Below are 24,514 nucleotides of genomic sequence, written 5' to 3'. Positions count from 1 at the left end.
GTAGCGCGCATATTCTCAGGCGATTATCAGACTTATAACAAAATTGCGAGTAAAATAAAAAGACGTGATACTTGATCGTCATAATCGTTTAAATTTGTCCGAACTTTACGCAAGCTTGCAAGGGGCTAGCGATGGTGGGGCGCAAGGCGCCTCTGCACCCGCCGCGGAAAAGTCGCAAGCAACCGCCGACGAAAAGTCCGCGCAAAAATCACCTATAAAAAGCGAAACGCCGCATCTTCCGCCCGAGCAAATGGACGAATTCGTAAACATGATGCAGGTGTACGAAGGCGCGATGTACGAAATTAGCACGAAGCTGGAGATTTTGGACGGCGAGTTTCAGGTGCGATTTTCGCACAACCCCGTGCATCACATGGAGCGGCGACTAAAATCCGTGCACTCGATTTTTGAGAAGTTGCGCCGCAGAAACCTAAGCATATCAACGCGTTCGATTCGCGACAACCTGTTCGACGTGGCTGGAATCCGCGTGATTTGCAACTATCGCGACGACGTGTACGCGGTTGCGCAATACCTTTCCAAGCAAACGGATATTCAGGTGCTGCAGGTTAAGGATTACATTAAAAACCCAAAGCCGAATGGGTACCGCAGTTTGCATGTGATTTACGCTGTGCCGGTGTTTTTGTCGTCGGGCGCGCATTACACGCCGGTGGAGGTGCAATTCCGCACAATTGCAATGGATTATTGGGCGAGCTTGGAGCATGCGCTGCGGTATAAGGCTGATTTGCCGGACGCAAAGTTGGCGGAGCATTCCAAGACGCTGCTTGAGTGTGCGCAGAATTTGCAGGCCATTGAGGCGCAAATGCAGGGTATTCATCGCGATATTAATGGTGCGCCGCGCGTGGAGGATGCGCCTGAGTCGTAGCAAGCCAATACATATTGATCTGTTCGACACGCATAGTCGTACAAATGTACTATAATTAGATACTTAATAAGGATTTAGGAGGATATATGGGAGATTTTGGAAATTTTAACGGCAATTATGCTGGCGATTTTGCGCAAAACCCAACAATTGTAGACTCGCAAGCTACTTATGTGCGCGAGCAGGCAGAGCGAGTGAGTGTGCGTCGCGTTTACGCAGAGATGACCGTTGGTCTAATCGTCACAACGCTTGTTGCAATGTTTACGCAAAGCACGGGTGCTCTTTACTCTTACTTGTATGCTACTGGTAGGTTCGGCTTCTTTGGCATTATTATTGCGCAAGTGGTGCTTGCTGTTATTCTTGGAATGCGCGTTATGAAAATGAGCGTTTTTGCTGCGCGCGCAATGTTCTACGCGTATGCGGCACTGACAGGCTTTACACTTAGCACGATTTTTACTGTGTTTAGCCTAGGCTCTATTGCAATGGTTCTGGCTTTAACGGCTGGATTCTTCCTGTGTCTTACAATGCTTGCGCTTACTACAAAAGTGAATATGCTTAAGGCTGGCCCGATTCTTATGGTGGCTTTGTTGGTGCTGTGCGTGAGCCAGGTAATTCTTATGTTTGTTGCTCCAAGCGCTGGAACAATGCGACTTATTGCTGCGATTGCAGTGCTGATTTTTGCAGGTCTTACGGCTTACGATGCACAAAAAACTCGTGCGATTTTTGAAGCGTATGCTAATCAGCCAGAAATGATTAAGCGCGTTTCGATTATTTGCGCGTTTAATCTTTATTTGGACTTCATCAACATGTTTGTGTACTTGCTAGAGTTACTGGGGAATAGACGCGACTAGGTGCGGAGCCTGCGCGTTTTTTCCTAGGGATTATGGTAGGCTATTCGCTTGTGTGATTGACACGCATATTGCGTAGCGAGCACACATGGATGGGTGTCCGAGCGGTCTAAGGAGACGGTCTTGAAAACCGTTGTAGGGAAACCTACCGCGAGTTCGAATCTCGCCTCATCCGCAAATAGGGTTTCTAGCAAATCGCTAGAAGCCCTTTTTCATGCCGAAAACCCTCGATATATCAACGTTTTTGGCTTGTTTTTAGTGGTTTTGTGTAGTGTGTTTGCGCGACGACCTGCCTTTTCGCTTGAGAGTCACGCGAAAAGGTAATTCGGAGCGCTGAGCTTGATTAAGGTTGAAAGCACACGGTGTGCTTTCAACGCAAGCGAGGTCTGCTGCGTCTCGATTGACGCAGCAGACACCACGCTATGCGTGGCTTAGCATGCGCCAAATCAGCCGAACGGCTACTAATAGCCGTGAGGAATAGCGCAGCTAATCTGCGTGCGAGTCGACGATTTCGAGCTGCATAATGCGCGAGAAATCACCTCGACTCGCTGAGCCGCTTAGCGTAGAAGCACGGTGTGCTTCTACGGCGGCGAAGACGTGAGCGCAGCTAATCTGCGCGAACGACGACCTGCCGTATTTTAGATACAATCGCACTACGGTTTTGTTTATTTGTGTAGTGTGTTTGTATTAAAAAACGCTGAAATTCAGTACAATCGCACTACAGTTTTACGTGTTTGTGTAGTGCGTTTGTATAAAAAAATGACGAAATTCGGTACAATCGCACTACACCCTTAATACTTGTTTTGGTTACGCAACGGCCACAGGAACTCCCGCAGAAAGCAGCTTCTTCTTAAACTCAATCGGATTCAAGATATCGCAATAATCAAATCGCACAACCCTAACAACTCCGCAATCCATAAGCCACCGTTCTCTATTGCGTTCCTTCCTAACTGCATCACGATTATATCTATATAAGGTATTTGTGCTTAAGTTGTTGATATTTTCAACACTTCCATCAGAATCCTCAGTGCGCAAGTCGTAAGCAGCCGAGCGGCTATCAAGCAAAGTTCTATCTTCAATCAAATATTTATCAGTGCCATCAAACTCTCCAACAATAATTTTTCCGTTAACTTTCCACATAAAATCTGCGCGATATGGGCTCTGTGGATAATTCGGGTTTGGAAACTCGTGCTGCAACTCTGGCTCCACAAAACCAAGCTCAAGCATTATCGCCCGCGCAAGCGATTCTCCGCCGTTTTCGCTCTTAGGGTTCGCATAGTTTACCAAAGTCTCCATTCGCGACAAAACATCAAATTCATCGGTGCCAAGAAAATTTGGATTGTTGATAGGCGAATAATTTACACCATAAAAATCCGCGTTTTTTGGATTCTGAACACTGTTCAAGAACTGCGGCGTATCACTACAACAATCCATGGAGCCGTAAAATTTACGACAAACACGCAAAATTTTGTTAAGATCTTCACCTTTTCGAGCAGCAGAATCGAAAGTTGCTAGCGACTCGGCGAACGACCCCTTCCAAGCGCACACGTAGAGAACGTTGTAAATGCTGGCAACATGACTAATCGCAAGCTCTTCATCAGTTGCAATATGTCCAAATGACGATGTCGTCAAAAAATTCGTATTCTCATCTAATTTATTAAAATTGTCAGCATCTGAATCTAGATAAATTCCGTTTTGATTTTTAATAATATCTTGAATTGCAATCTTTTTAATCTGATTTCGCAACACAGGATTTTTGATTTTGCGCATATTTATATCATGATTGCGCTTAGCTTTTTTGCTACATGCTATAAAAATTTCTATATTGTTGGCATGTGTTGTTGGTAGTGCAACAACTTCCAGTCCAAGCAATGCTGCGCCAGTTGATGCTGTGAATTTCCATTTTTTCATCTTTATTTTTTGTGAAATTCCCGTAGCAACAAATCTAACTCTGTCCTTGTAGTGCATGTTGTTCCAAATTTCAGTTCTTACATATAGACCGCAATACGGTTCAACTAAATTTCCAGATTTGAAATTAGGACGCAAATCATTGCGAGAGTTGACTTTTGAGGCCATTAGGCATGAATTATTTCGCTCCGACTCAAGTAAATTGTTCATGAGTCTGGCAGGGAGATTTGTATTTCTACAAGATGTCTCTGTGTTGTATAAAACTTTTCTACTTTCCATAGGCTGATAATAAGTGGCGACGTTTTTCTTGTAAATAGATTTTTAGCAATGTGGTTAAAGGCTATTTTTTAATGATTGTGTAGTGTGTTTGTATTAAAAAACACCGAAATTCGGTACAATCGCACTACAGGACTGCGTGTTTGTGTAGTGTGTTTGTATGTAAAAATGCTGAAATTCGGTACAATCGCACTACAGGACTGCGTGTTTATGTAGTGCGTTTGTATCGTAAAAAACGCTGAAATTCGGTACAATCACACTACAGCTAGATAGAACGATAGTTGCGCTCTTGAGATTTGATGGAGTCAAGCACGAATCGCGCGCCACTTCGATTTTTCTGGCTGCTTACAAAATCTTGCGGAGAATAAGGTGCTGCGCTGTTGAACATCTCCTCGTATTGCGAAACGGTTAATTGCGTGCGATTGTTTAATGTTTTTATGTGCTGATTGGAAAACAGCGCGCTTCGCCATCCTGGAACAAGTGTTGCGCTAAAGAATTCTGCTACAGCGCCCGAACCGTAAGAGAATAAGCCGATTTTTTGACCTGGGAGTAGGGGAGACGGGCGCATCGGTGATTCGTTTGTGTGCGTTGCGGAGGGCGAATCGCAAGCAACCGCAGACGAATCGCCAGCAACCGTTGATGAATCGCCAGCAGACTCTGATGAATCGCAAGAATTCCTAAAATAATCGTAATCAAGTAAAGAAATTAAGCCTAAATAGAGTGAACCAGTGTAAATATTTCCGATTCTGCGACTGTATTGTGTGCTGTCTTGGTATCGCGCAAGAAGACGTTCGCTAGTATCGCTTGTGATAGACACGCCGTCATTTGCGTGCAACACGCCATCACATGCGTGCGGCGCGCCCGAATTTTCCTCCAGCCCAGCTCGAAGCGCCTTAAGTCCCATTTTTGTGTACGGAAGATGGAAGCAAATCGCCTCAAAATCGTTGAAATTGCAGGCGTTTTCCGCACTGTATCGCTGCCAGACGTCGTAAAACATGCGAATGTATTGCTCGGTTGAAAACTTTCCGCGCGCCAAAGCTGTGCTTTGATATACAGGCCGCCAAAAATCCTGGATTTCCGCCGATTTTACAATGCTGTCATCGTTGATTTGCAACACGCGCGGATTCTCGCTTACAAGCATCGCCACAGCACCAGCGCCTTGCGTCACCTCGCCAGGAGTGCCAACGCCGTAGCGCGCAATGTCTGCAGCAATCACCAAAACTTGCGCGCCAGGATGTGCCAGAACGTAGTCACGAGCCATCATAAGTGCAGCAGTTCCGCCATAACACGCCTCTTTTACTTCCACGCAACGCACCCACTCGCTAAGGTTTAGCAGTTTGTGAATGTAGAGCGCGCTGGATTTGCTGGCGTCAACGCCGCTTTCTGTACCAACGATCACCATTTTTAGGCGGCTGCTATCGATGTACGGCATCAGCGGCAGCGCAGCTTGAGCGCCAAGCGTTACGATGTCTTGATGATTTGGCGGCACTGCCTGCTGGCTTTGGCCGATTCCGATTATGAATTTGTTCGGGTCGATTCCGCGCGCGATCGCAAGGTCGCGCATGCTTAGGTAGCAATTTGGAGTTGCGAAAGTTATGCGGTCGATGCCGACTTTTGGTGGATTTTGGGGCGTGTTTGGTGTGTTGTTTTGTGGCGTGTTGAGTGTGTTGTTGTGGGAGTTCGGTGTGTTGACTGGTGTGTCTGGTGTGTTTTGTGTGGTGCTTTGTATTTTTTGTGTGTTGCTCATAGTTTCCTGTTTTTTTTTTTAAGTGTTTTTTTTTAAGTGTGATTTTAGTGGTGTAAATTTTACGGCGCGGAAGCTTCCGAATTTTCCGCGGAAAAATGGCCATTAACCGCGCGTTTTTGCGGTTTTACGTGTTCCTGCGCTTGCGCAAATCATCAAGAATTATTCTTGCAGAATTCGTGTTCAAATCGGAAGAATTTTCGTTTAGAAGCGCGTGCACAACTTTCTGGATTTCGTCACCATGTGCTCCAGAAGCGATGGCGATGTTTGCAGCCTGAAGTCGCATGTGGCCAGCCTGGATTCCAGGACCCGCGAGAGCGCGAAGGGCAGCAAGGTTTTGAACGAGTCCGACTGCTGCTAGAACGTTGCGAAAATCGTTGGCATTCTCGACTTTAGCAAGGTGCAACGCGACTTTTGACATTGGGAGTGAGGCGATTGCGCCGCCCACCGTGCCGATTTGCAATGGGATTTCGATGCGGCCGTAAAGGATTTGGTCGTTATTTTGTAAAGTCCACGTTGAAAGAGGCATGTAGCGGCCTGATTTTGCGGCCCATTCGTGCGCGGCGGCTTGCAATGCGCGCGTGTCGTTGCCAGACGCGAGTGCTGCAGCCACTATTCCGTTTAGGATTCCTTTGTTGTGGGTTGCAGCGCGCTCCGCGTCTACGGAGGCCAGGGAGCTTAAGGCGGCGATGCGGCGCGCAAGGCGCATGCCGTCGGCATCTCCAGCCGCGGCAGTTTTTGCGCTAGACACAAGCGCTTCTACGGGTATGCGTACTTCGGCGACTGTTGCCGCGCGGCTGGAGTTGGCAAGAATTGCCACCAGCGCCTTGCGCCCAACCCAGCTCTCCAGCTGGGTTTTAACAGCTTCGCCAATGGTGTTTGCAATGTTTGCCCCCATTGCATCGCACGCGTTTATGTCTAGTGTTAGCTTGGCGAAGCCTGTTAACGCCGCCGCCTGTGCGCGTTCTAATCCGCCGCCGCGTTGGTATATTGATGGGTGCGCGGAGCGCGCAACCTCACTAATCGCCGTGCGTTTTGACTCGTCGCGCATTATGCTATCTAGTTTTTTGGCTATGCTTCCGTCCGCGTCTTCAAAAACGATTTGCGCGCGCGTAACGTAATGCTCGCTGTGTGCTACAACGCCGTTTTCTAGGCTTTTCGACGCGATTTTTGCACCGTTGCATGCAGCAGCGATCACGGACGGCTCTTCAGTGGCCATCAGCACGTTTCGCATAACGCCGTTTACTTTTAGGCCGCGCACAACGCCTACTGGCAGGCTGAATCGCCCGATTTGGTTTTCGATCATGCTGTTTGCAACGCTTGCAGGAATGTTTGCTTCACCACTTTGCGCGAGTTGCGTGAGCAGAAGTTGCGCAAAATCGCCGCTAAGCGCGCACTCTGATTCCAGCGTTTTTATGCGCTGTTCTACGCTTAATTCTCGAAAAGCTGCCATGTTTCTCCATTTTTTGACGCTATTTTTGCGCTATTTTCACTATTTTCACTATTTTCATTTTTACGATTTTTCACTTTTGCAATGTTGCTTTTACGTTACTTTACGCTATTTTCAAGTCGTCAGTAATAGACGAATCGCCAGCATCCGCAAAGTCGCCAGCAACCGCGCGTGTCATAACGCTCCGTAAGCAGTATCGTTCGCATACGTAATACTCCGTATGTGTTCTGCGACTTACTCCGCGCGTGTCGCAACACACACTCTCCAGTCGCAACATCGCCAGTCGCAAAAAGCCTAACGTAACACGCACGCATCGCATTGCTGCTACTACTTCTACTTTCGCATCCTAACTTGCATGCTCACTCCAATTCCGCCTCCCACGCACAGCGCCGCAACGCCGTTTTGCATGTGATTGTCTTTAAGTGCGTAAAGAAGTGTTGTTAAAATCCTGGCTCCGCTAGCTCCCAAAGGATGCCCGAGCGCAATCGCGCCGCCTCTTACGTTCAGCTTGCTTTCGCTTATGTTCAGCTGCTGGCACACGGCTATGCTTTGCGCAGCAAACGCTTCGTTAATCTCAAAAAGGTCAATGTTTTCAACGGTGTAGCCAGTGTTTTTTAGCATGCGCTCCATAACGTGTTTTGGCGCGTATCCCATAAGATCTGGGCTGATTCCGCCTTCTGCAAATCCCACGATTTCTGCCAAATAGTCGATTCCGTGCGCGATTGCGTAGTCTTTGCTCATTAATACGAGTGCTGCAGCGCCGTCGTTGATGCTACTTGCGTTTCCAGCGGTTACAGTAGGAGAGTGTTTTTCGCCAAAATCTGCCTCGCTCATTCCATCAGCTTCGCGACTGCCAGAATCCGCCTCACTCAAACCACAGTTCGCTCCACTCATTCCACAAGTTTCGCGCGTTCCAAAATCCGCCTCAAACAACGTTTTAAGCTTAGCCAATTTCTCCATAGATGTGTTTGCGCGCGGATGCTCATCGCGGCTAATAATAGTTCCGTCCATAAGCTGCACGGGCACAATCTCCGCGTTAAAATCGCCGTTATTTTGCGCAAAAACGGCTTTCTTGTGGGATTTTAGTGCAAAAGCGTCTTGCTGCTCGCGCGTTATGCCAAACTTTGCAGCCACGTTTTCCGCGGTAACTCCCATTTCTTTGCCAGTAAAAGCATCACAAAGTCCGTCTTTTTTCAGGCCATCAACCAGCGCGCTGTTTCCGTAGCGAAGTCCACCAAATCGCACGTTTTGCGCGTAAAACGGCACGTTGCTCATGCTTTCCGTGCCGCCAGCAACTACCACTTGTGCGTCTCCCATGCAAATCGCAGCTTGCGCAAGGCGAATGGCTTTAAGACCAGACCCACAAACTTCGTTGATTGTCATTGCGCAACTTGACTCATCAAGTCCCGATCTAAGCGCGATTTGGCGCGCAACGTTTTGACCGCTGCATGCTTGAAGTACGTTTCCAAAAATCGCTTGATCTACGGATTTTGGGCTGATTCCTGCGCGTTCAATGGCGGCTTTTGCTGCGATTGTGCCTAACTCAACAGATGTGAGCGACTTCAACGCGCCTCCGAATTTTCCTATCGGTGTGCGCGCTGCGCTTACAATCACAACATCACTCATACGTTTAGCCGCCAATCAGTTGAAAACTAGCCGATTAAAGCCATATCGATCAAGCTATCTTATTGAAAATTATCAAAAATTGCATGTTGAAAACTAGCACATTTAGAGTGATAGGTTTCAAACACTAACCGAACTACTTTATCGTATTTTTACGCAAAATTGCGATTTGTGAAGAATTATGTTTAATTTTTTCACAATTTGCGCACAACTGTGTTGCATAGATTACGCCAAGTGCGGTAGAGATTCGAGATTTTTCGCAGCGGATGAAGCGAACCTCAGCATCTTTGATGGTGATTCGCTGAAGTAGCAAGAAAAATCGAGAATCTCGGTGATAAGAACCACGCAAAAGTCCTAGATATTCAGAAGGTTTGATGTATTTCTATACGAGCAATAAAAGAGGAGTGTAGCGACGGGACTTGCGAGGAGAGAAATACTCAAACCTCGCGCAACACCAAACAAGAGGAATACTCTCGAGTCTTCGTTTGAATTTATACCAAATTCAGCCTATTTTCGCTACAAAGTGCGCGAGAATCGCTATTTGCGGAATGTGATTGACCCATCGCTAGGATCCATTGCGTCCACAATCGCCAGCGAATCCAAGTCATATCCGGCTTCGCGCAACGCATCTCCGCCGCCTTGGAAGCCTTTTTCAATCGCAATACCAATGCCAGCAACCGTGGCCCCAGCGTGATTGCAAATGTCAATCAACCCTTGTAAAGCTTTGCCATTGGCCAAAAAATCGTCCAAAATCAAAACGTGGTCGTTTGCGCTCAAATATTTTCTAGACACTATCACAGGGAATTCGCGCTGCTTTGTAAACGAGAATACGGTAGATACGTATTGATCGCCATCCAAGTTGATTGATTGCGCTTTCTTTGCAAAAACCACTGGAATGTTGCCAAAATGACGCGCAGCAACGCACGCGATTCCGATTCCCGAAGACTCGATTGTTAGGATTTTGTTGATTTGCGTGTTTTGAAAATGCTGCGCCCACGCGGCTCCCATTGCGTCAAAAAGCGCGCAATCACATTGGTGATTAAGGAATGCGTCGACTTTCAAAACATTTCCTGGCTTAACAATGCCTTCTTTTTGGATGCGTTCTTCCAGTTCTTGCACGATGATTCCTTTCAAATTGCGCAGCATTCCGCGTGTTCGGCGTGTATCTGTATAGCTTACCCCCAGCTTTGACTCACTTTACATGCTACGCTTTAAGCTCGAAGGTATGTCGTATAGCCCGAGTTTGTTTCTTCCCCCCCCCCCGAGTTTGTTTCTTTTTCCCCGCATTTGTTTACCAAATCGACCAAAAAGGGAACAAACCCAGGAAAGTCGTTCGCGCGGTCTAAGCGCGCGAACGTCTTCGCCGCGCAGAAGCAGTGCTTCTGCCTTAAGCGGCTCAGCGCGCCAAATTGCCTTCGCGCGCTACGCTTTAAGCGCTCCGGCAGGTTGGCGCGCTAACGTCGTCGACTCGCAAAACGCTGCGATTGTGTTTGGCTGCCGTCCGTTAAAATTGGTTAGAGTTTAATTTTTGCGATTTGGAACACGGGAGCGAGGGGCTTTTGAGCAAGTACGGTTACGATTTTGATTTGTTTGGCAATCCAGAAGATGCCAGTGAGCAGAGCGATGCAACTATTAATGATGTTACCGACGAGCAGAGCGATGCTCCTATTAGTGATGCTCCTATTAGCGATGCTTCTATTGATGAAGATATGACGAGCGAAGTTTCTGCTTCTACGGCGGCTGGCGATTTTTCCGCTGCCTCCGCCCAATACACTCAATACAACCAGTCCAACCAATACACTCAATACAGCCAATCCGCACAGTACGCCCAATCTTTCCAATACAACCAGTCTGCCCAATCATTCCAGCGCACACCAATCGCACAGCCATCCACATCATCCAACCTCAGCCTCCCCGAAATCAACCCTCAAACACTGTTAGAAGGCTTAAATCCCCAGCAATCCAAGGCAGTCCAATACACTGGCCCCGCGCTTTTAATCGGAGCTGGCGCAGGCAGCGGCAAAACGCGTGTTCTTACGCGCCGAATCGCGTGGATTTTGGCTAATCGCAAAGCGTGGCCGAGCCAAATTCTTGCAATCACGTTTACAAATAAGGCGGCAGCGGAGATGCGCGAGCGCCTGGCAAGCTTAATCGGACCTGCCGCAAATAGCATGTGGGTCTCTACTTTCCACTCTGCTTGCGTTAAGATTCTTCGCACTCATGGCGATTCAATCGGCTTAAAATCGGGCTTTTCTATCTACGATTCTTCCGATTGCGAGCGTCTTGTTAAAATAATTGCCTCCGAATTGAACATCGATATTAAAAAGTTTACGCCGAAACTTTTATTGTCTAAGATATCTGATTTCAAAAATAATTTGGTTACATGGCAGGAAAATCTTAAAAATTACGCGCCAGATTATAAGCCAGGCGCGTCTGTATCTGGCGCATCTAGCTTTAATGCTGCTGGCAATGCCGATGCGCTTTACGCTGCTGTTTACGCGGAATATCAAAATAGGCTTAGCGTTTCGAATGCTGTTGATTTTGACGATTTGATTATGCTAACAGTTAAGCTTTTGCGCCAAAATCCGCAAGTTAGCGCGTATTATAGGCGAAAGTTCCGCTACATTTTGGTTGACGAGTATCAAGATACAAATCACGCGCAATACGTTTTGATTCGCCAGCTTGCAGGCGTGGATGACGCAAGTTTGAATGATTATTCGCCAGTTTCACCAGTTTCCGCAGACTCCTTAGACTCCGCAGAACTCTCAGATTCCACTCAGCTTCCGCAATCTTCAATCACGGTTGTTGGCGATTCTGACCAGTCGATTTATGCTTTCCGCGGTGCAGATATTCGCAATATTCAAGACTTTGAGCAGGATTTTCCAAACGCTACAACAATTATGTTGGAGCAGAATTATCGCTCTACACAAACCATTTTGGACGCTGCAAATGCTGTGATTTCTAACAACACTAATCGCAAGCCTAAAAAGTTGTGGACGTCTTTAGGCAAAGGCTCGCCAATCGTCGGTTACGTGGCCGATAACGCGCAAGGCGAGGCTTCTTGGGTTGCTCAAGAAATCGCGCGCTTGGCAAGTGAAGATAGCGAAGATGGCGTAAATTACTCAGATATTGCGATTATGTATCGCGCAAATTCGCAATCGCGTAGCTTAGAAGATGCGCTTATTAAGTCGGGTTTGCCTTATCAACTTGTTGGCGGAACTAAGTTCTATGAGCGCCGCGAAGTCAAAGATGCGCTTGCTTACTTGCAATCGATTGCAAACCCTGATGACGATGTTAATATGCGCCGAATTTTGAACGTTCCAAAGCGTGGTCTTGGCGCGCGTGCTGAGTCGCAGATTACGTCTTATGCAAAAGAAAATTCTATAAGTTTTTGGTCTGCTCTTAGTCAAATAGATAAGATTGCGGAGCAAATTGGTATTTCATCTAGAACTTTTAACGCGCTTAAGAGTTTTAGGGATCTTATGACTTCGCTTATTGACTTTATGAAAGCTAACGATTCCAAGCCTTCTAAGGTTGTAGAGAACGTGCTTAACGAAAGCGGATTGTTGCAGGATTTGCGAGAGTCTAAGGACCCTCAAGATGAATTTAGAGTAGATAACTTGTCTCAATTGCAATCGGTTGCAGCCGAGTATGAGCAGAATACGCCTGATGCTAATGTTGCTGGTTTTTTGGAGACTACGGCTTTGGTTGCTGATTCAGATCAGCTTCCAGACCAGGGCGAAGATACTGGAAAAGTTACGCTTATGACACTTCACACAGCTAAGGGCTTGGAGTATCCTGTTGTGTTTTTGACTGGTATGGAGCAGGGCACTTTCCCTCATTCGCGCTGTGTTGACAATCAAAAAGAGCTTTGCGAGGAGCGCCGTCTTGCATACGTTGGCATAACGCGTGCTAAGAAAATTTTGTACGTTACTTGGGCAGCTGAGCGATCGCAATGGGGCAAGTCTGCAGAGATGATTCAAAGCCAGTTTTTGGATGAGATTCCTGCGGATTTGATTTGCTGGAAGCGCACGGAAGCAGATGTTATGCGAGCTGGGCTTAGGGGAGCAGGCAGTGATTTTGACCACGATTTTGCTGGCGATTTCTCCGACGATTTTGGCAGCGATGGCGGTTGGGGTGACGATTCGTACACAACTTATGGCGGATCTAGTTATGGCGGATCTAGTTACAACAAATCGCATTATGGCAAGTCTTATGGCTCAAAGTCTTATGGCTCTAGTTCATATGGCAACTCATACGGAAAGTCATATGGCAACTCATATGGCTCAAAATCTTACGGTTCAAAATCTTACGGTTCAAAATCTTACGGTTCAAAATCTTACGGTTCAAAATCTAGCAAAGTCACCACTCGAATCGCTAGAAAATCAAGCGCATCGTATCAGAGTCAATCATCCGCCTCAAATTTGCAATCATCCGCATCGTCATTATCTTATAAAAAGCAGAGTTTGCAAGAAAAAGATAACAACTTAAACATTAATGATTTCCACGAAGGCGATAAGATTTCGCACGACACATACGGTCTTGGAACTGTTCTTAAAACGCAAGACAAGGGCAGAAACTCGATTATTACAGTCGATTTTGGATCGGATGGTGTAAAGCGACTTATGTTAAGAGTTGCACCAATCGAGAAATTGTAAAATTGTAAAATTGTAAAATTTTTTGTTTTATAAATGTTGCACGCAAAATAATACAACCCTATTAAAGATTACTTTAAATTGTTAATTGTGATGTTGTTATGACTATTGCGTGATTATATACACGAAAACAAAATATTCAAGACTTGTTTTCTATTAAACTATACGAAAAAATATAAGAGTAGAAAAAAGTGCATGGGCAAGAAAATATAAAGTTAAGAAAAATATAAAGGCAAGAAAAATATAAAAGTAAAAATCGCAAATGTGTAAGATTTGTGACTCAAGGGGAAGTTGGTTAGGTTCTTAAGCATTGCGATTGTAGTTATAAGTGCGATTGTATTTATAAACGAGATTTAAAAGACGTGGCGCTTGCAAACGTGAGTGCCGTAAAGCGTGTTGCATTAAAGAAAAGCAACACTAAAAAATAATAACTAGATTTAATGAGGTATTTATTATGAAGAACAAATTATTCGCATCGCTTCATGCAATTGTTTTTGGAATTCTTATTGCTATAGCGCCATTAACATTTGCAAAACCATGCTCAACTGGAGGCATGCACAAAATGTCTAAAATGGCTAAAATGCCTATGATGATGCAGCCTATGGCATGCTACTACACAAGCCGCGTGGCTATTGGAATTGGCGTAGTTATTGCGATTTTAGGCATTATTGCACTATTCGTTAAAGAGCACGTTCGCGCTGGCTTAAATATTGCTGTAATCGTTAATTCTCTGTTTATGATTTCTACTACAACCTTCCTTATTGGTGTTTGCAAGAGCCCAATGATGCATTGCGCATCTGTTATGCGTCCAACGTTGATTGTGTTATCTGTACTCGCGTTGGTGTTTGCATCTGTTAGCGTGTATCTTGACACTAAATCTGCTTGCTAGTGCGCATACAAGTAATTTACTATGCGAACTATTACATTAAAGCGATTGCCGCTAGAAAACCTAAAGCAAAAGCCGCTAAGAACTGCCGCGTTAATCGTGGTTTCCGCGTGCTTAGCTGCAGTGTTTTTTGGCGGCTCGCTAATCTCCCTAAATCTTTCAAATGGCCTAAATAGCATGCGCGCTCGCCTTGGCGCGGATATTATGGTGATTCCGCAAAACACATACAATCGTGCAGAAGCGTTGCTTACTAATGGCGGATCTAGCACGTTTTATTTTACGAATAATATTGAGGATTTTGTGCGAAAGTCAAAAGGCGTTGAAAAAGCAAGCGTGCAAACTTACATATCTTCTCTATCTGCTGGATGCTGCGCGGAAAAGTTGCAAATCATAGGTTTTGACCCTGCTAGTGACTTTGTAATTGCGCCATGGATTTATTCGCAACACAAAAGCGAGCTTAAAAAAGGGCAGATGATTGCAGGCGCAAACGTGCTTGTGTCTTACAAAAATACGGTTCGCTTGTATGGGCACGAATGGCCGATTGTTGCGCAACTTGCTAAAACGGGCACTAGCTTAGACAACTCGGTGTTTGTAAACAGAGATACGATTCCAGCGGTTGTTAAATATTCGTCGAAGGTTGGTCACACTGCGATTCCTGCAAAATACGCACGTAAGGCGGTTAGTGCGGTTCTTGTAAAAGTGCGTAAGGGTTTTAGTGCGCAAAATGTTGCGGAAAATATTCGTAAAACTAGCGGAATTAAAAGTCTTGGAATGGTTTTTCCTGGCGGAATTACCGAGCAGACTAAAAAGAGTTTAGAGGTTCTAAACAAGGCGATTTTTCTTGGCGTTTTTGCGTTTTGGGCTGTGGGCGTGTTAATTCTTGTGTGCGTTTTTGCGGCTTCTACATCTGAGCGCAAGAGGGAATTTGCTTCATTGAGGATTTTGGGCGCAAATAAGCGCATGCTTTTTGGCATGATTTCGCGCGAATCGGCTGTGATTGGCGTTGCAGGTGGCGTGATTGGCGTTGCGTTTGCTTCGCTTATTTTGTTCCCGTACAATATTGCGATTTCTAGCCAGTTACAATTGCCGTATTTGGAATCGAATGTTTGGCTTGTGTGCGCGCTTGCTGCGATTTCTGTAGCGTTTTCGCTTGCTAGTGTTTTGGTAACTTCTGCGATTATTGTGGGGCGAATTGCAAGCAGGGAAGCGTATTTGACTTTAAGAGATGGCGAGTAAAGTGGCGAGTGAGATGGCAAGTGAAGTGGCGAATAAAGTAATTGGCAACGATTTAGGCTTAGGTGATTTAGTCGTAAATCTTAAAAATGTTACTCGCGAATTTAAGCGCAAAAATCGCAAGTTTATTGCTGTAGATAATGTTGATTTTTCGCTTAAAGCTGGCGATTTTGCGGCGATTGTGGGCAAGTCTGGAAATGGAAAGTCAACTCTATTAAACATGCTTGCAGGGCTTTTAAAGCCTACGCGCGGAAGTGTTACGATTTTTGGATGCAATATTTCGATGCCTTCTATAAGCGACGAGCAAATTTCTGCGATTCGCGCAAAAAACATTGGTTTTGTTACGCAATCGCAAACGCTTCTTGCTAATTTGAATGTGCTAGATAACGTTATTTTGCCTGTTATGATTGCGCGCGCATCTTCTAAGCGAGTAGACGATTCAGCGCAAAAACTTAATCCGAATGATTATGCTAGTTTGACTTCACGCGCTATGGATTTGCTTAAGCGACTTAATGTGGACGATCTTGCGCATTGCTATCCGCGCGAGCTTTCTGGCGGAGAAATGCGTCGCGTTATGATTGCGCGCGCTTTGATTAATAAGCCGCGTTTGTTGATTTTGGACGAGCCTACTGGCGATTTGGATTCGCAAAACACGCAAACTGTTGTGTCTTTGCTGCGCGATTGTGCGGATTCTGGAGCGGCTGTTCTAGTTGTGACTCACGATGAATCGGTCGCTGCAAGCGCTGATTGCGTTTACGCAATGGACTCTGGCGTACTTCGTGCTCGCTTTGACTGAGCTCTTAAAACATAACGCGCGAGCGATTTTCTGCACTTTGTAGCTTAAAGCGTTCGCGCGGATTAGCCGCGCTCACGTCTTCGCCGCGCAGAAGCAATGCTTCTGCTTTAAGCGGCTCAGCGCTCCGAATTGCCTTTGTGCGCTACGCTCAAGCACAAAGGCAGGTCGTCGCGCATATTCTACGGCGCGGAGTAGTATAGGGAACGATGCCTATTTTCGTAGGCATTATCTGGAGCCTTAGCCCATCAGTGGGTCGGCGCGCAAGAATTATGGCGTTATTTAAGCGTTTTAATGCTTTCGCGTTCGTGTGTTTGCACGAAGAAGCACTGGAGAGGCCGGCTCAGCGTGAATAATCGTAAAAGTTTGGTTCACGTTCCGTTCAGATAACGACAGAATAAAGGATTAGTAATGACTAATATTCAGCGTTCTCGCCGTCAGGTGCGTCTTTCTCGCGCCCTCGGCATCGCTTTGACCCCAAAGGCTCAGCGTATTTTCGAGAAGCGTCCATATGCTCCAGGTGAGCACGGTCGCACTCGTCGTCGTACCGAGTCCGATTACGCAGTACGTCTTCGCGAGAAGCAGCGTCTTCGCGCTCAGTACGGTCTTTCCGAGAAGCAGCTTCGTGCAGCTTACGAAAAGGGTACGCACACTGCAGGTCAGACTGGTGACGCAATGCTCACCGATTTGGAAACCCGTCTTGACGCTTTGGTTTTGCGCGCAGGTTTTGCTCGTACAACCGCTCAAGCTCGCCAGTTTGTTGTGCATCGTCACATCTTGGTAGATGGCAATCTTGTTGATCGCCCATCTTACCGTGTTAAGCCAGGCCAGACCATTCAGGTTCGCGCTAAGAGCCAGACAATGGTGCCATTCCAGATGGCTGCGGAAGGCGTTCATCGTGACGTTTTGCCAGCAGTTCCTGGTTACCTCGATGTGAATCTTGCCTCTTTGAAGGCTACTTTGACTCGTAAGCCGGAAGTCGATCAGATTCCAGTTGAAGTCAACATCCAGTACGTCGTCGAGTACTACGCTCGCTAAATTCTGGATTTCATTCTTAAGGACATACCGCTTGACCCCTGCTGTGCATTGCATAGTGGGGGTCAATGCGTTTTACTTGCGCTCCGACCTGCCTTTTCGCTTAGAGCGTAGCGTGCGAGCTTCCTTACTTGGTATTGCGCGAGGTTTGAGTATTTCTCTCCTCGCAAATCCCGTCGCTACGCTCCTCTTTTATTGCTCGTATAGAAATACATCAAACCTTCTGAATGTCTAGAACTTTTGCGTATCTTTCATCACCGAGATTCTCGATTTTTCTTGCTGCTTCAGCGAATCACCATCAAAGATGCTGAGGTTCGCTTCATCCGCTGCGAAAAATCTCGAATCTCTACCGCACTTGCGCGCCAACCTGCCGTAGCGCTTAAAGCGTAGCGCGCGAAGGCAATTTGGCGCGCTGAGCTTGCTTAAGGTTGAAAGCACGGTGTGCTTTCAACGCAAGCGAAGACGTTCGCACGGCTAATCCGTGTGAACGACACGACCTGCCTTGTAGTGCGATTGTATAAAAAGCAATCTGAGTTATGCTAAAAGCTGGTTACGTGTTGGTGAGTATTAACTTTTGTTAGGGAAGGGTCTCAAGCAACCGAACATTATGCAACAAAACACTTTAATAATAAAACAAAATCACATATAATCATTACAACAATGCCCGTTATATTACAAAATATAACATTGTGCGAGTGTTGAATCAGAAAATATATAATAGGTAACTAAGCGTCTAAAGCGTGTTATTAAGATACAAAAGAATAAAAGAAGATACAAAATACAAGTAAAACAGAATACGCAATAAAAGAAGATTAGAGAGTAGAAGAGACGATGGAGTCAAAGATGTCTCAACAAAATACCAAAGCGAATGCGCTAAAAGCACAACAACTTGCCACACGCGCAATTAACAAACGCGCAAAAGACGCGCTAAACAATAACACTTTTGAAGGGGTGGTCTTGTGGTAGAGCCTAAAAAGATTAACGGGTTGCACAATATTCCAACTACAGCTGGATTTGCAGGCCCAGGCGGCGGCTTTGAAGGTGGTGCTGCTGCAGGATTCGAGATTGACGACGCATCTAAGCATAAGAAGGCAGATGAACGCGAAGTTGAAAAAAGCTTAGAAGACACAGATGCTTTTGATGCAATAGACGTTAACGCGATTCGTGCTAGAAACAAAGCTAGCGGCGCAAACGAAACGGTTATGAGCAAGATTACAAGTACGGGTGTTGGGGATTCGTCTCTTAGTAGCCTTGTAGCTCAAGCCGAAGGAGAAGCTGCTGCCGATGTGCGCGATTCGTTGTATGTAACTCAGCAAATGACTGCAATGCCTGCGGCTTTAAGTGGTATTACGCCGCAAGAGCCGCCGCGCGCAACGCAATCTCCGATTCGCGATTTTGGTGGCGAGTATCCGTATAAGTTGTATCGCCCTGGAACTTACGCGCGCGAGCATATGCGCATTACAGCAACAAAGCTTTCCGACGGACGCGACTTTTTCTACATAGATGACAATCCAGAATACGTTAGCGGCCACAAAACAAGGGAGCTGATTGACCCTAGAAAGTTAGCGTATCGTTTTACTTCGCATGTTGATAGCGAAGGCAACGAAGTTCCTAGCGAAGTTCCGCAAATGCGCCAAGATCCGCTTACAGGAGACTGGATTCCTATGTCTAGGTTGTGGGCAAAGCGGCCAGCTGCGATTCTTGGTGAGGATTCAAATAATCATGATTCTGCGGATGGTTCTGCGGATGGTTCTGCTCAATCAAGAATCGACCCATTTGCTGGCAGAAAAGCGCAATGCGAGTATCAAGATGGCGAAATTCCAGACGAAGACTACGACGTTGTTGTTTTTGAAAACCGCTATCCAGCTATGGCTCAGGTTGCAGGCGTGCCAAATACAACAACATACGTTGACGGAAATCCATTGTGGAAACAGGCTCCTGCAGCTGGTCGATGCGAAGTGATTTGCTTTAGTTCCAACGAGAACATGCTTCCAGCTAATCTTTCTGTTTTGCGCATGCGCACGATTGTTGAAGCGTGGGCGTTTAGAACCGCAGAAATTAGCCAAATCGAAGGAATTGAGCAAATTTATCCGTTTGAAAATCACGGCAGTCAAATCGGCGTAACTTTGCATCATCCTCATGGTCAGATTTACGCATATCCGTTTATTGCTCCTAGGTTGGAGCAGGAGTTGCGCCACACGGAGGCTTATTTTGAGCGCACTGGCAGCAATCTTCTTAAGGATTTGATGAATTCAGAGATTGAAGCTAAAAAGCGTGTGATTATGCATAATCACAGTTGGGTTGCGTATGTTCCAGCTGCCGCTCGATGGCCGCTAGAAGTGCATGTTGCTCCTGTTCGAGACGTTCTTACTTTGGATCAGCTTGACGATCAAGAGCGTTGGGATTTGGCGCAAATCTACATAACACTTCTTAAGCGTGCTAATAAGTTCTTTGGATTATCGTCTTCAAACGCGGGCGATTCGAGTGCTAAATCGTTTGCAGGTTCGCCTGCTTTCGACTTATCTTCTGGCACGAGTGATGCGAATTCCAGCGAATTCGTTGATTTGCCTTACGTTGCAGCGTGGCATCAAGCCCCTGTGCACGATTCTCGACGCTCGCATTATCGCCTTAATTTGCAATTCTTCTCGTTTATGCGAGATGCCAATAAAATCAAGTATTTGGCTGGGTCGGAAGCTGGGATGGCATCTTGGATTTCCGATACTACTCCAGAGTTGATTGCAAGCAGATTCCAAGAATTAGGAGATGTTGACTTGGATTAGTAAGTCTTGATTAGTCATGCTTGATTAGTCATGCTTGATTAGTCATGCCTTAATTTGTTTAGTCAGTCTTGATTACTCTGATTTTTACGCGTTTTACTCAAAAAGTGAGATGATTAAGTTATGTTGTTGCATCTTTATTTAGTTCGTCATGGCCAAACCATGTTTAATTGCTACAATCGCTTGCAAGGATGGAGCAATTCTCCACTAACTCAAAAAGGGCTTAAAGACGCCGATTTAGCGGCTCAAAAGCTTAAGAACATTGTTTTTGCTGCAGCATATTGCTCCGATACAACTCGTGCGCAAATCACAGCTGAGCGTATTTTAAGCGAAAACGAAAAGCACACTAATACTCGTCCGCATCTTGTAAGTGATATGCATTTTCGTGAGCAATGCTACGGCTATTTTGAAGGCCAAGATATGAATATGGCTTGGTGGGCTGCTGGCGCGCCTCACGGAGCAAAAACGTATAACGAAATCGTTGAAAAATTTGGTCTTGCTGCAACTCGAGACATGCTTAAAGAGGCCGACCCATTCCACGATGCAGAGTCAGATATTGAATATTGGAAGCGCGTTGAAGGCGGTTTCAAAATAATCGCAAGCAATCCAGAGTTAAAAGATGGAGACAACGTTTTGCAAATCTCCCACGGAAACACGCTTTTAAGCCTTATGCATCGTTTTGCCCATTCTGGCTACGATTTGAGCGAGCGCCCGCAAAATGGAAGTGTAACTCGCCTTGATTTCAACACGGCAGAGCCAATTGATCAAGCTATAACAATTAAGGGATATAACGAGTAAATGCGATTAGTTTGCGCAAAAAGTGTTCGCTAAGTGTTCGCTAAGTGTTCGCTAAATTTACAAAAAGAGTCTTGACTCTTCGTTAATCTTTTAATACATTGCGTGGGTAGTCGTGCGTAAAATAGCAGGAAAGAGGTTACGATGAGCGTTGGAGACATTGCTGCTCTTATTGCAGCGATTTCGTTTGCGGTGCTTTCGGGATTTATGATTTATCCGCTTATTCGGCTGGGTAAAATGTTCAATCAGATTTCTCAAACTGTTAAGGAATCGGGCGAACACGCTTTACCTGCTATCGACGAATCTGTTACCACAGTAAAACAAGTGAACAAAACCCTTGAAGACGTTAATGCCGTTACAGATGCTGCTCGCACTACAGCTACAAATGTTGGCGCTCTTACGGATTTGTATGGCGCTTTTCTTGGAAAGCCAGTTGTTAAAATTGCATCTGCTTGCTACGCGCTTAAAGACACTTTTAATGCGTTCTTTAATAAGGCTACTGTTCCAACGGATGCAGCAGAATCTTCCGCTAGGCATGCGGCAAATTCTGGCGAGTCGTTTACGCCTAAGGGGGAGTGATGTTTAAGCGTTTATTTTGGATTTGCATCGGTTTTGTAATGGGAGTTATGTCTGTTACAAAAGCTCGCGCGTACGTTAAGGAAAAGTTCCCGCAAAACGCTAGGAATTTCTTCTTCGATAAAGATCCAAAAAATCTTACTTTAAGCACGATTCTGTCTTTGTACAATGATTTTAATTCCAGCAGAAAAGCCCACGAGTCGCAGCTTAACTCTAAGTATGCTAGTAAGTATGCTGATAAGCGTGACGATTCGTTTACAAACAAGTCTTATACTAAGTAGTTACTAAGTAGTCTTATACTAAGTCTGATAAATAAAAAAGGAGTTCGTACCCATGCGCACAGCAGAAATTGCAAAGCGTTATCTTGACTATTTTGGTAATCATGGACATATGGTCGTGCCTTCTGCATCGCTGATTTCTCCAAATCCAACGACGCTTTTCACGATTGCAGGCATGGTTCCATTCATACCTTATCTTTTAGGAGAGCAAACGCCTCCTTCTCGCAGAATGACGTCTAACCAAAAGTGCGTACGTACGCTCGATATTGACGAAGTTGGTAAAACAACTCGCCACGGTACCTTCTTCCAAATGGTTGGTAACTTTAGTTTTGGCGACTATTTTAAGGAAGAAGCAATTCACTACGCTTGGGAGCTTTTAACAACTCCTCAAGATAAGGGCGGCTACGGTTTTGACCCAGAAAAGCTGTGGGTTACTACTTATACCGACGACGACGAAGCTCGCGCAATTTGGAAGAATGAGGGCTTTGATCCAGAGCACATGCAAGTTTTTGGCATGGAAGATAACTTCTGGACTACTGGTGGCCCTGGCCCTGGCGGCCCATGCTCCGAGATTTACGTGGATCGCGGTCCAGAATATGGAAAGGATGGCGGTCCTGCTGCAGACGAATCTCGTTTTATTGAGATTTGGGATTTGGTTTTTGAGAACTTCCAGGTAGACAACGTAAAGTCTAAGACCGATTTGCACATTGTTGGTGAGCTTGATCAAAAGAATATTGATACAGGCGCTGGTTTGGAGCGTTTGGCTTACCTTATGCAAGGCAAGGAAAACATTTACGAGACTGACGAAGTTTATCCAGTTATTGAAGCTGCAGAAAAACTTAGCGGCGTAAAGTACGGCAGCAACGCCGATGCGGATGTTCGTTTCCGCGTTGTAGCAGATCACGTGCGTTCCGCGTTGATGATTATGAGCGATGGCGTGCGTCCAAGCAACGTTGGCCGCGGATACGTGCTTCGCCGTCTTCTTCGCAGAACTGTTCGCGCAATGCGCATGCTTGGCGTGCAAGACCCAGTTTTGCCAACCTTGTTCCCAGTTTCTAAGGACGCTATGGAGCCAAGCTATCCAGAGCTTAATAACACTTTCCACGAGGTTAGCGAAGCTGCATACGGTGAGGAAGATGCGTTCCGCCGCACTCTAGAAAAGGGTACGACTATTCTTGACTTGGCTGTTGAAAAAGCTAAGAAAGAACACAAGGATGACCCTATTGTTGGCGGCTCCGACGCATTTACTTTGCACGATACTTACGGCTTCCCAATCGAGTTGACTCTTGAGATGGCTGCTGAGCAGGGTGTTAAGGTTGATGAAGCTAAGTTCCGCGAGCTTATGAGCGAGCAGAAAGGTCGCGCTCGCGCGGATGCTTTGAAGAAGCGTCACAATGTGGATGTTAGCGTTTACGACGACATTAAGAAAGAACTTGAAAAGCCAATCGACTTCCTCGGTTACACAGACTTCTCCAGCCGTTCAAACGTTTTGGCGATTGTTGAAGCCGGTAAGGGTGCTGTTAAAAGTGTTAGCGCTCCTGCAAACGTTGAAGTTATTCTTGATCGCACGCCATTCTATGCTGAGCGCGGTGGTCAGATTGCTGATCAGGGCGAGATTATTTCCGATGACGGCGCGATTTTGGAAGTTGACGATGTTCAGCGTCCGATTAAGGATTTGATTGTTCACAGCTGCCGACTTACTGAAGGAACTCTTAGCGTTGGTGCTCCTGTAAACACAAATATTGACCAGGTGCGCCGTGCTGCTTTGGCTAGAAGCCACACTGCTACACACACTCTTCACAAGGCTTTGCGAGAAGAGCTTGGCCCGCAGGCAACTCAGCGCGGTTCGGTAGTAGATCCAGATCGTTTGCGCTTTGACTTCCAATGGCCAAAGGCTGTTGATAAAGATGCGTTGTTACGCGTAGAAGCTCGCGTAAACGAGCGTATTCGCGAAGACTTGCAAGTTGTTCCAAAAGAGATGCCGATTGACGATGCTTTCAAGCTTGGCGCAATGCACTTGTTCGGCGAAAAGTATGGCGATATTGTTCGCGTTGTAGAGATTGGCGATGGCTGGAGCCGCGAGCTTTGCGGCGGTACTCATGCTAAGAGCACTGGCAAGATTGGTATGGTTACAATCCTTTCTGAGTCTTCTATTGGCTCTGGTGTGCGCAGAATCGACGCGCTTTGCGGCGAAGAAGCGTACCGATATGGCGCTCGCGAGCATGCTTTGGTTGCTCAATTTGCAGACATGGTGAACGCTCGCCCAGACGAGTTGGTTGAACGTTTGGAATCTTTGCTTAACAAGATGAAGGATTCGGATCGTAAGCTTGCAGCCGTTTACGAGTCTCATCTTGCTAATTCCGTTCCAGCTCTGATTGAGGCTGCTAAATCTGCTGCCGGAAACATTAAGTTGGCTCTTAAGAACGTTGGTAACTTCGGCTCGTTCGAAACGCTTCGTAAGACGGTGCTCGACGTGCGTGCTCGCTTAGGCGAGGATGCTCCTGCAGTAGTCGTGTTGTGCGGCGTAAACGAGGATGATAAGCCAATGGTTGCTGTTGCTACAAACGAGGCTGCGCGCGTACTTGGAGCTAAGGCTGGCGACTTGGTTCGTACCGCTTCCAAGGTTCTTGGCGGTGGCGGCGGCGGAAAGCCGGACTTCGCTCAAGGCGGCGGTACGGACGCTTCTAAGATTAACGAAGCGTTGGAAGCTGTGAAGCAGCATCTAAGCTCGCATAATGCGTAGCTATCCGCTTAAAACAG

Annotated in this window: 18 protein-coding genes and 1 tRNA gene; 14 read left to right on the top strand and 5 right to left on the bottom strand. The window is 46.2% G+C overall.

Annotation, left to right across the window (positions count from 1 at the left end):
• Positions 1 to 64 precede the first annotated feature (64 nt).
• From MAF46_RS03625 to MAF46_RS03615, 3 genes are all read left to right on the top strand, one after another.
• Positions 65 to 880 (top strand): GTP pyrophosphokinase, encoded by an 816-nt coding sequence (locus tag MAF46_RS03625; protein WP_060785683.1) that lies wholly within the window; start codon positions 65 to 67, stop codon positions 878 to 880.
• An 86-nt stretch (positions 881 to 966) separates the two neighbouring features.
• Entirely contained in the window at positions 967 to 1,728 is a 762-nt protein-coding gene (locus MAF46_RS03620; protein ID WP_060785684.1) for a Bax inhibitor-1/YccA family protein, read from the top strand.
• Between the two features lie 87 nt (positions 1,729 to 1,815).
• Positions 1,816 to 1,900: transfer RNA gene (locus MAF46_RS03615), tRNA-Ser, on the top strand.
• A 632-nt stretch (positions 1,901 to 2,532) separates the two neighbouring features.
• On the opposite strand, the gene MAF46_RS03610 is transcribed toward MAF46_RS03615, so the two are convergent.
• The 5 genes from MAF46_RS03610 to MAF46_RS03590 form a co-directional block, all read right to left on the bottom strand.
• Positions 2,533 to 3,636 carry a hypothetical protein gene (locus tag MAF46_RS03610; RefSeq protein WP_219722671.1) on the bottom strand — a complete coding sequence of 368 codons (1,104 nt, stop codon included), beginning with the start codon at positions 3,634 to 3,636 and terminating at the stop codon, positions 2,533 to 2,535.
• A gap of 538 nt (positions 3,637 to 4,174) precedes the next feature.
• On the bottom strand, positions 4,175 to 5,656 hold the full coding sequence (locus MAF46_RS03605) for a hydroxymethylglutaryl-CoA synthase family protein (protein ID WP_269145761.1): 1,482 nt from the start codon (positions 5,654 to 5,656) through the stop codon (positions 4,175 to 4,177).
• Between the two features lie 124 nt (positions 5,657 to 5,780).
• Positions 5,781 to 7,106 carry a hydroxymethylglutaryl-CoA reductase, degradative gene (locus tag MAF46_RS03600; protein WP_004131919.1) on the bottom strand — a complete coding sequence of 442 codons (1,326 nt, stop codon included), beginning with the start codon at positions 7,104 to 7,106 and terminating at the stop codon, positions 5,781 to 5,783.
• Positions 7,107 to 7,436: 330 nt separating this feature from the next.
• Positions 7,437 to 8,729 (bottom strand): thiolase family protein, encoded by a 1,293-nt coding sequence (locus MAF46_RS03595; protein WP_060785686.1) that lies wholly within the window; start codon positions 8,727 to 8,729, stop codon positions 7,437 to 7,439.
• A gap of 534 nt (positions 8,730 to 9,263) precedes the next feature.
• Positions 9,264 to 9,845, bottom strand: a complete 582-nt coding sequence (locus tag MAF46_RS03590) for a xanthine phosphoribosyltransferase (RefSeq protein ID WP_060785687.1) — start codon at positions 9,843 to 9,845, stop codon at positions 9,264 to 9,266.
• 440 nt (positions 9,846 to 10,285) lie between these two features.
• Between MAF46_RS03590 and MAF46_RS03585 the strand changes: the two genes are divergently transcribed.
• From MAF46_RS03585 to alaS, 11 genes are all read left to right on the top strand, one after another.
• Positions 10,286 to 13,384, top strand: a complete 3,099-nt coding sequence (locus tag MAF46_RS03585; protein ID WP_275883744.1) for an ATP-dependent helicase — start codon at positions 10,286 to 10,288, stop codon at positions 13,382 to 13,384.
• A gap of 451 nt (positions 13,385 to 13,835) precedes the next feature.
• Positions 13,836 to 14,270 (top strand): DUF4418 family protein, encoded by a 435-nt coding sequence (locus tag MAF46_RS03580; RefSeq protein ID WP_060785688.1) that lies wholly within the window; start codon positions 13,836 to 13,838, stop codon positions 14,268 to 14,270.
• 21 nt (positions 14,271 to 14,291) lie between these two features.
• Entirely contained in the window at positions 14,292 to 15,503 is a 1,212-nt protein-coding gene (locus MAF46_RS03575) for an ABC transporter permease (protein ID WP_060785689.1), read from the top strand.
• A 13-nt stretch (positions 15,504 to 15,516) separates the two neighbouring features.
• Complete coding sequence (locus MAF46_RS03570) at positions 15,517 to 16,296, top strand: ABC transporter ATP-binding protein (RefSeq protein WP_060785694.1); 780 nt, start codon at positions 15,517 to 15,519, stop codon at positions 16,294 to 16,296.
• 408 nt (positions 16,297 to 16,704) lie between these two features.
• Positions 16,705 to 17,331: a 30S ribosomal protein S4 gene (rpsD, locus tag MAF46_RS03565; protein ID WP_004113375.1), complete on the top strand. Its 627-nt coding sequence runs from the start codon at positions 16,705 to 16,707 to the stop codon at positions 17,329 to 17,331.
• 840 nt (positions 17,332 to 18,171) lie between these two features.
• Positions 18,172 to 18,294 carry a hypothetical protein gene (locus MAF46_RS03560; RefSeq protein ID WP_004131940.1) on the top strand — a complete coding sequence of 41 codons (123 nt, stop codon included), beginning with the start codon at positions 18,172 to 18,174 and terminating at the stop codon, positions 18,292 to 18,294.
• Entirely contained in the window at positions 18,288 to 20,108 is a 1,821-nt protein-coding gene (gene galT / locus MAF46_RS03555) for a galactose-1-phosphate uridylyltransferase (RefSeq protein ID WP_081090758.1), read from the top strand. Before MAF46_RS03560 ends, galT begins: the two co-directional genes overlap by 7 nt.
• Positions 20,109 to 20,228: 120 nt before the next feature.
• A complete protein-coding gene (locus MAF46_RS03550) occupies positions 20,229 to 20,903 on the top strand; it encodes a histidine phosphatase family protein (protein ID WP_032819352.1) in 675 nt (224 codons plus the stop codon).
• Between the two features lie 141 nt (positions 20,904 to 21,044).
• Positions 21,045 to 21,479 (top strand): DUF948 domain-containing protein, encoded by a 435-nt coding sequence (locus MAF46_RS03545; protein WP_004131946.1) that lies wholly within the window; start codon positions 21,045 to 21,047, stop codon positions 21,477 to 21,479.
• Positions 21,479 to 21,757: a hypothetical protein gene (locus MAF46_RS03540; protein ID WP_020757849.1), complete on the top strand. Its 279-nt coding sequence runs from the start codon at positions 21,479 to 21,481 to the stop codon at positions 21,755 to 21,757. The genes MAF46_RS03545 and MAF46_RS03540 overlap by 1 nt, the downstream gene beginning before the upstream one ends.
• A gap of 52 nt (positions 21,758 to 21,809) precedes the next feature.
• Positions 21,810 to 24,497 (top strand): alanine--tRNA ligase, encoded by a 2,688-nt coding sequence (gene alaS / locus MAF46_RS03535; RefSeq protein WP_060785483.1) that lies wholly within the window; start codon positions 21,810 to 21,812, stop codon positions 24,495 to 24,497.
• Positions 24,498 to 24,514: the final 17 nt, after the last annotated feature.

Origin of the sequence: Gardnerella pickettii (assembly GCF_029226345.1) — a bacterium.
In the GTDB taxonomy this organism is placed as follows: domain Bacteria; phylum Actinomycetota; class Actinomycetes; order Actinomycetales; family Bifidobacteriaceae; genus Bifidobacterium; species Bifidobacterium piotii.
The sequence above is the reverse complement of the archived record's forward strand: the minus strand, read 5'-3'. Positions and strand labels throughout refer to the sequence as shown.

Coding starts and splice junctions, on each gene's coding strand:
- MAF46_RS03620 (WP_060785684.1), top strand. CDS start 967: ATGGGAGATTTTGGAAATTTTAACGGCAATTATGCTGGCGATTTTGCG.
- MAF46_RS03610 (WP_219722671.1), bottom strand. CDS start 3,636: ATGAAAAAATGGAAATTCACAGCATCAACTGGCGCAGCATTGCTTGGA.
- MAF46_RS03605 (WP_269145761.1), bottom strand. CDS start 5,656: ATGAGCAACACACAAAAAATACAAAGCACCACACAAAACACACCAGAC.
- MAF46_RS03600 (WP_004131919.1), bottom strand. CDS start 7,106: ATGGCAGCTTTTCGAGAATTAAGCGTAGAACAGCGCATAAAAACGCTG.
- MAF46_RS03595 (WP_060785686.1), bottom strand. CDS start 8,729: ATGAGTGATGTTGTGATTGTAAGCGCAGCGCGCACACCGATAGGAAAA.
- MAF46_RS03580 (WP_060785688.1), top strand. CDS start 13,836: ATGAAGAACAAATTATTCGCATCGCTTCATGCAATTGTTTTTGGAATT.
- MAF46_RS03575 (WP_060785689.1), top strand. CDS start 14,292: ATGCGAACTATTACATTAAAGCGATTGCCGCTAGAAAACCTAAAGCAA.
- MAF46_RS03570 (WP_060785694.1), top strand. CDS start 15,517: ATGGCAAGTGAAGTGGCGAATAAAGTAATTGGCAACGATTTAGGCTTA.
- rpsD (WP_004113375.1), top strand. CDS start 16,705: ATGACTAATATTCAGCGTTCTCGCCGTCAGGTGCGTCTTTCTCGCGCC.
- MAF46_RS03560 (WP_004131940.1), top strand. CDS start 18,172: ATGTCTCAACAAAATACCAAAGCGAATGCGCTAAAAGCACAACAACTT.
- MAF46_RS03550 (WP_032819352.1), top strand. CDS start 20,229: ATGTTGTTGCATCTTTATTTAGTTCGTCATGGCCAAACCATGTTTAAT.
- MAF46_RS03545 (WP_004131946.1), top strand. CDS start 21,045: ATGAGCGTTGGAGACATTGCTGCTCTTATTGCAGCGATTTCGTTTGCG.
- MAF46_RS03540 (WP_020757849.1), top strand. CDS start 21,479: ATGTTTAAGCGTTTATTTTGGATTTGCATCGGTTTTGTAATGGGAGTT.
- alaS (WP_060785483.1), top strand. CDS start 21,810: ATGCGCACAGCAGAAATTGCAAAGCGTTATCTTGACTATTTTGGTAAT.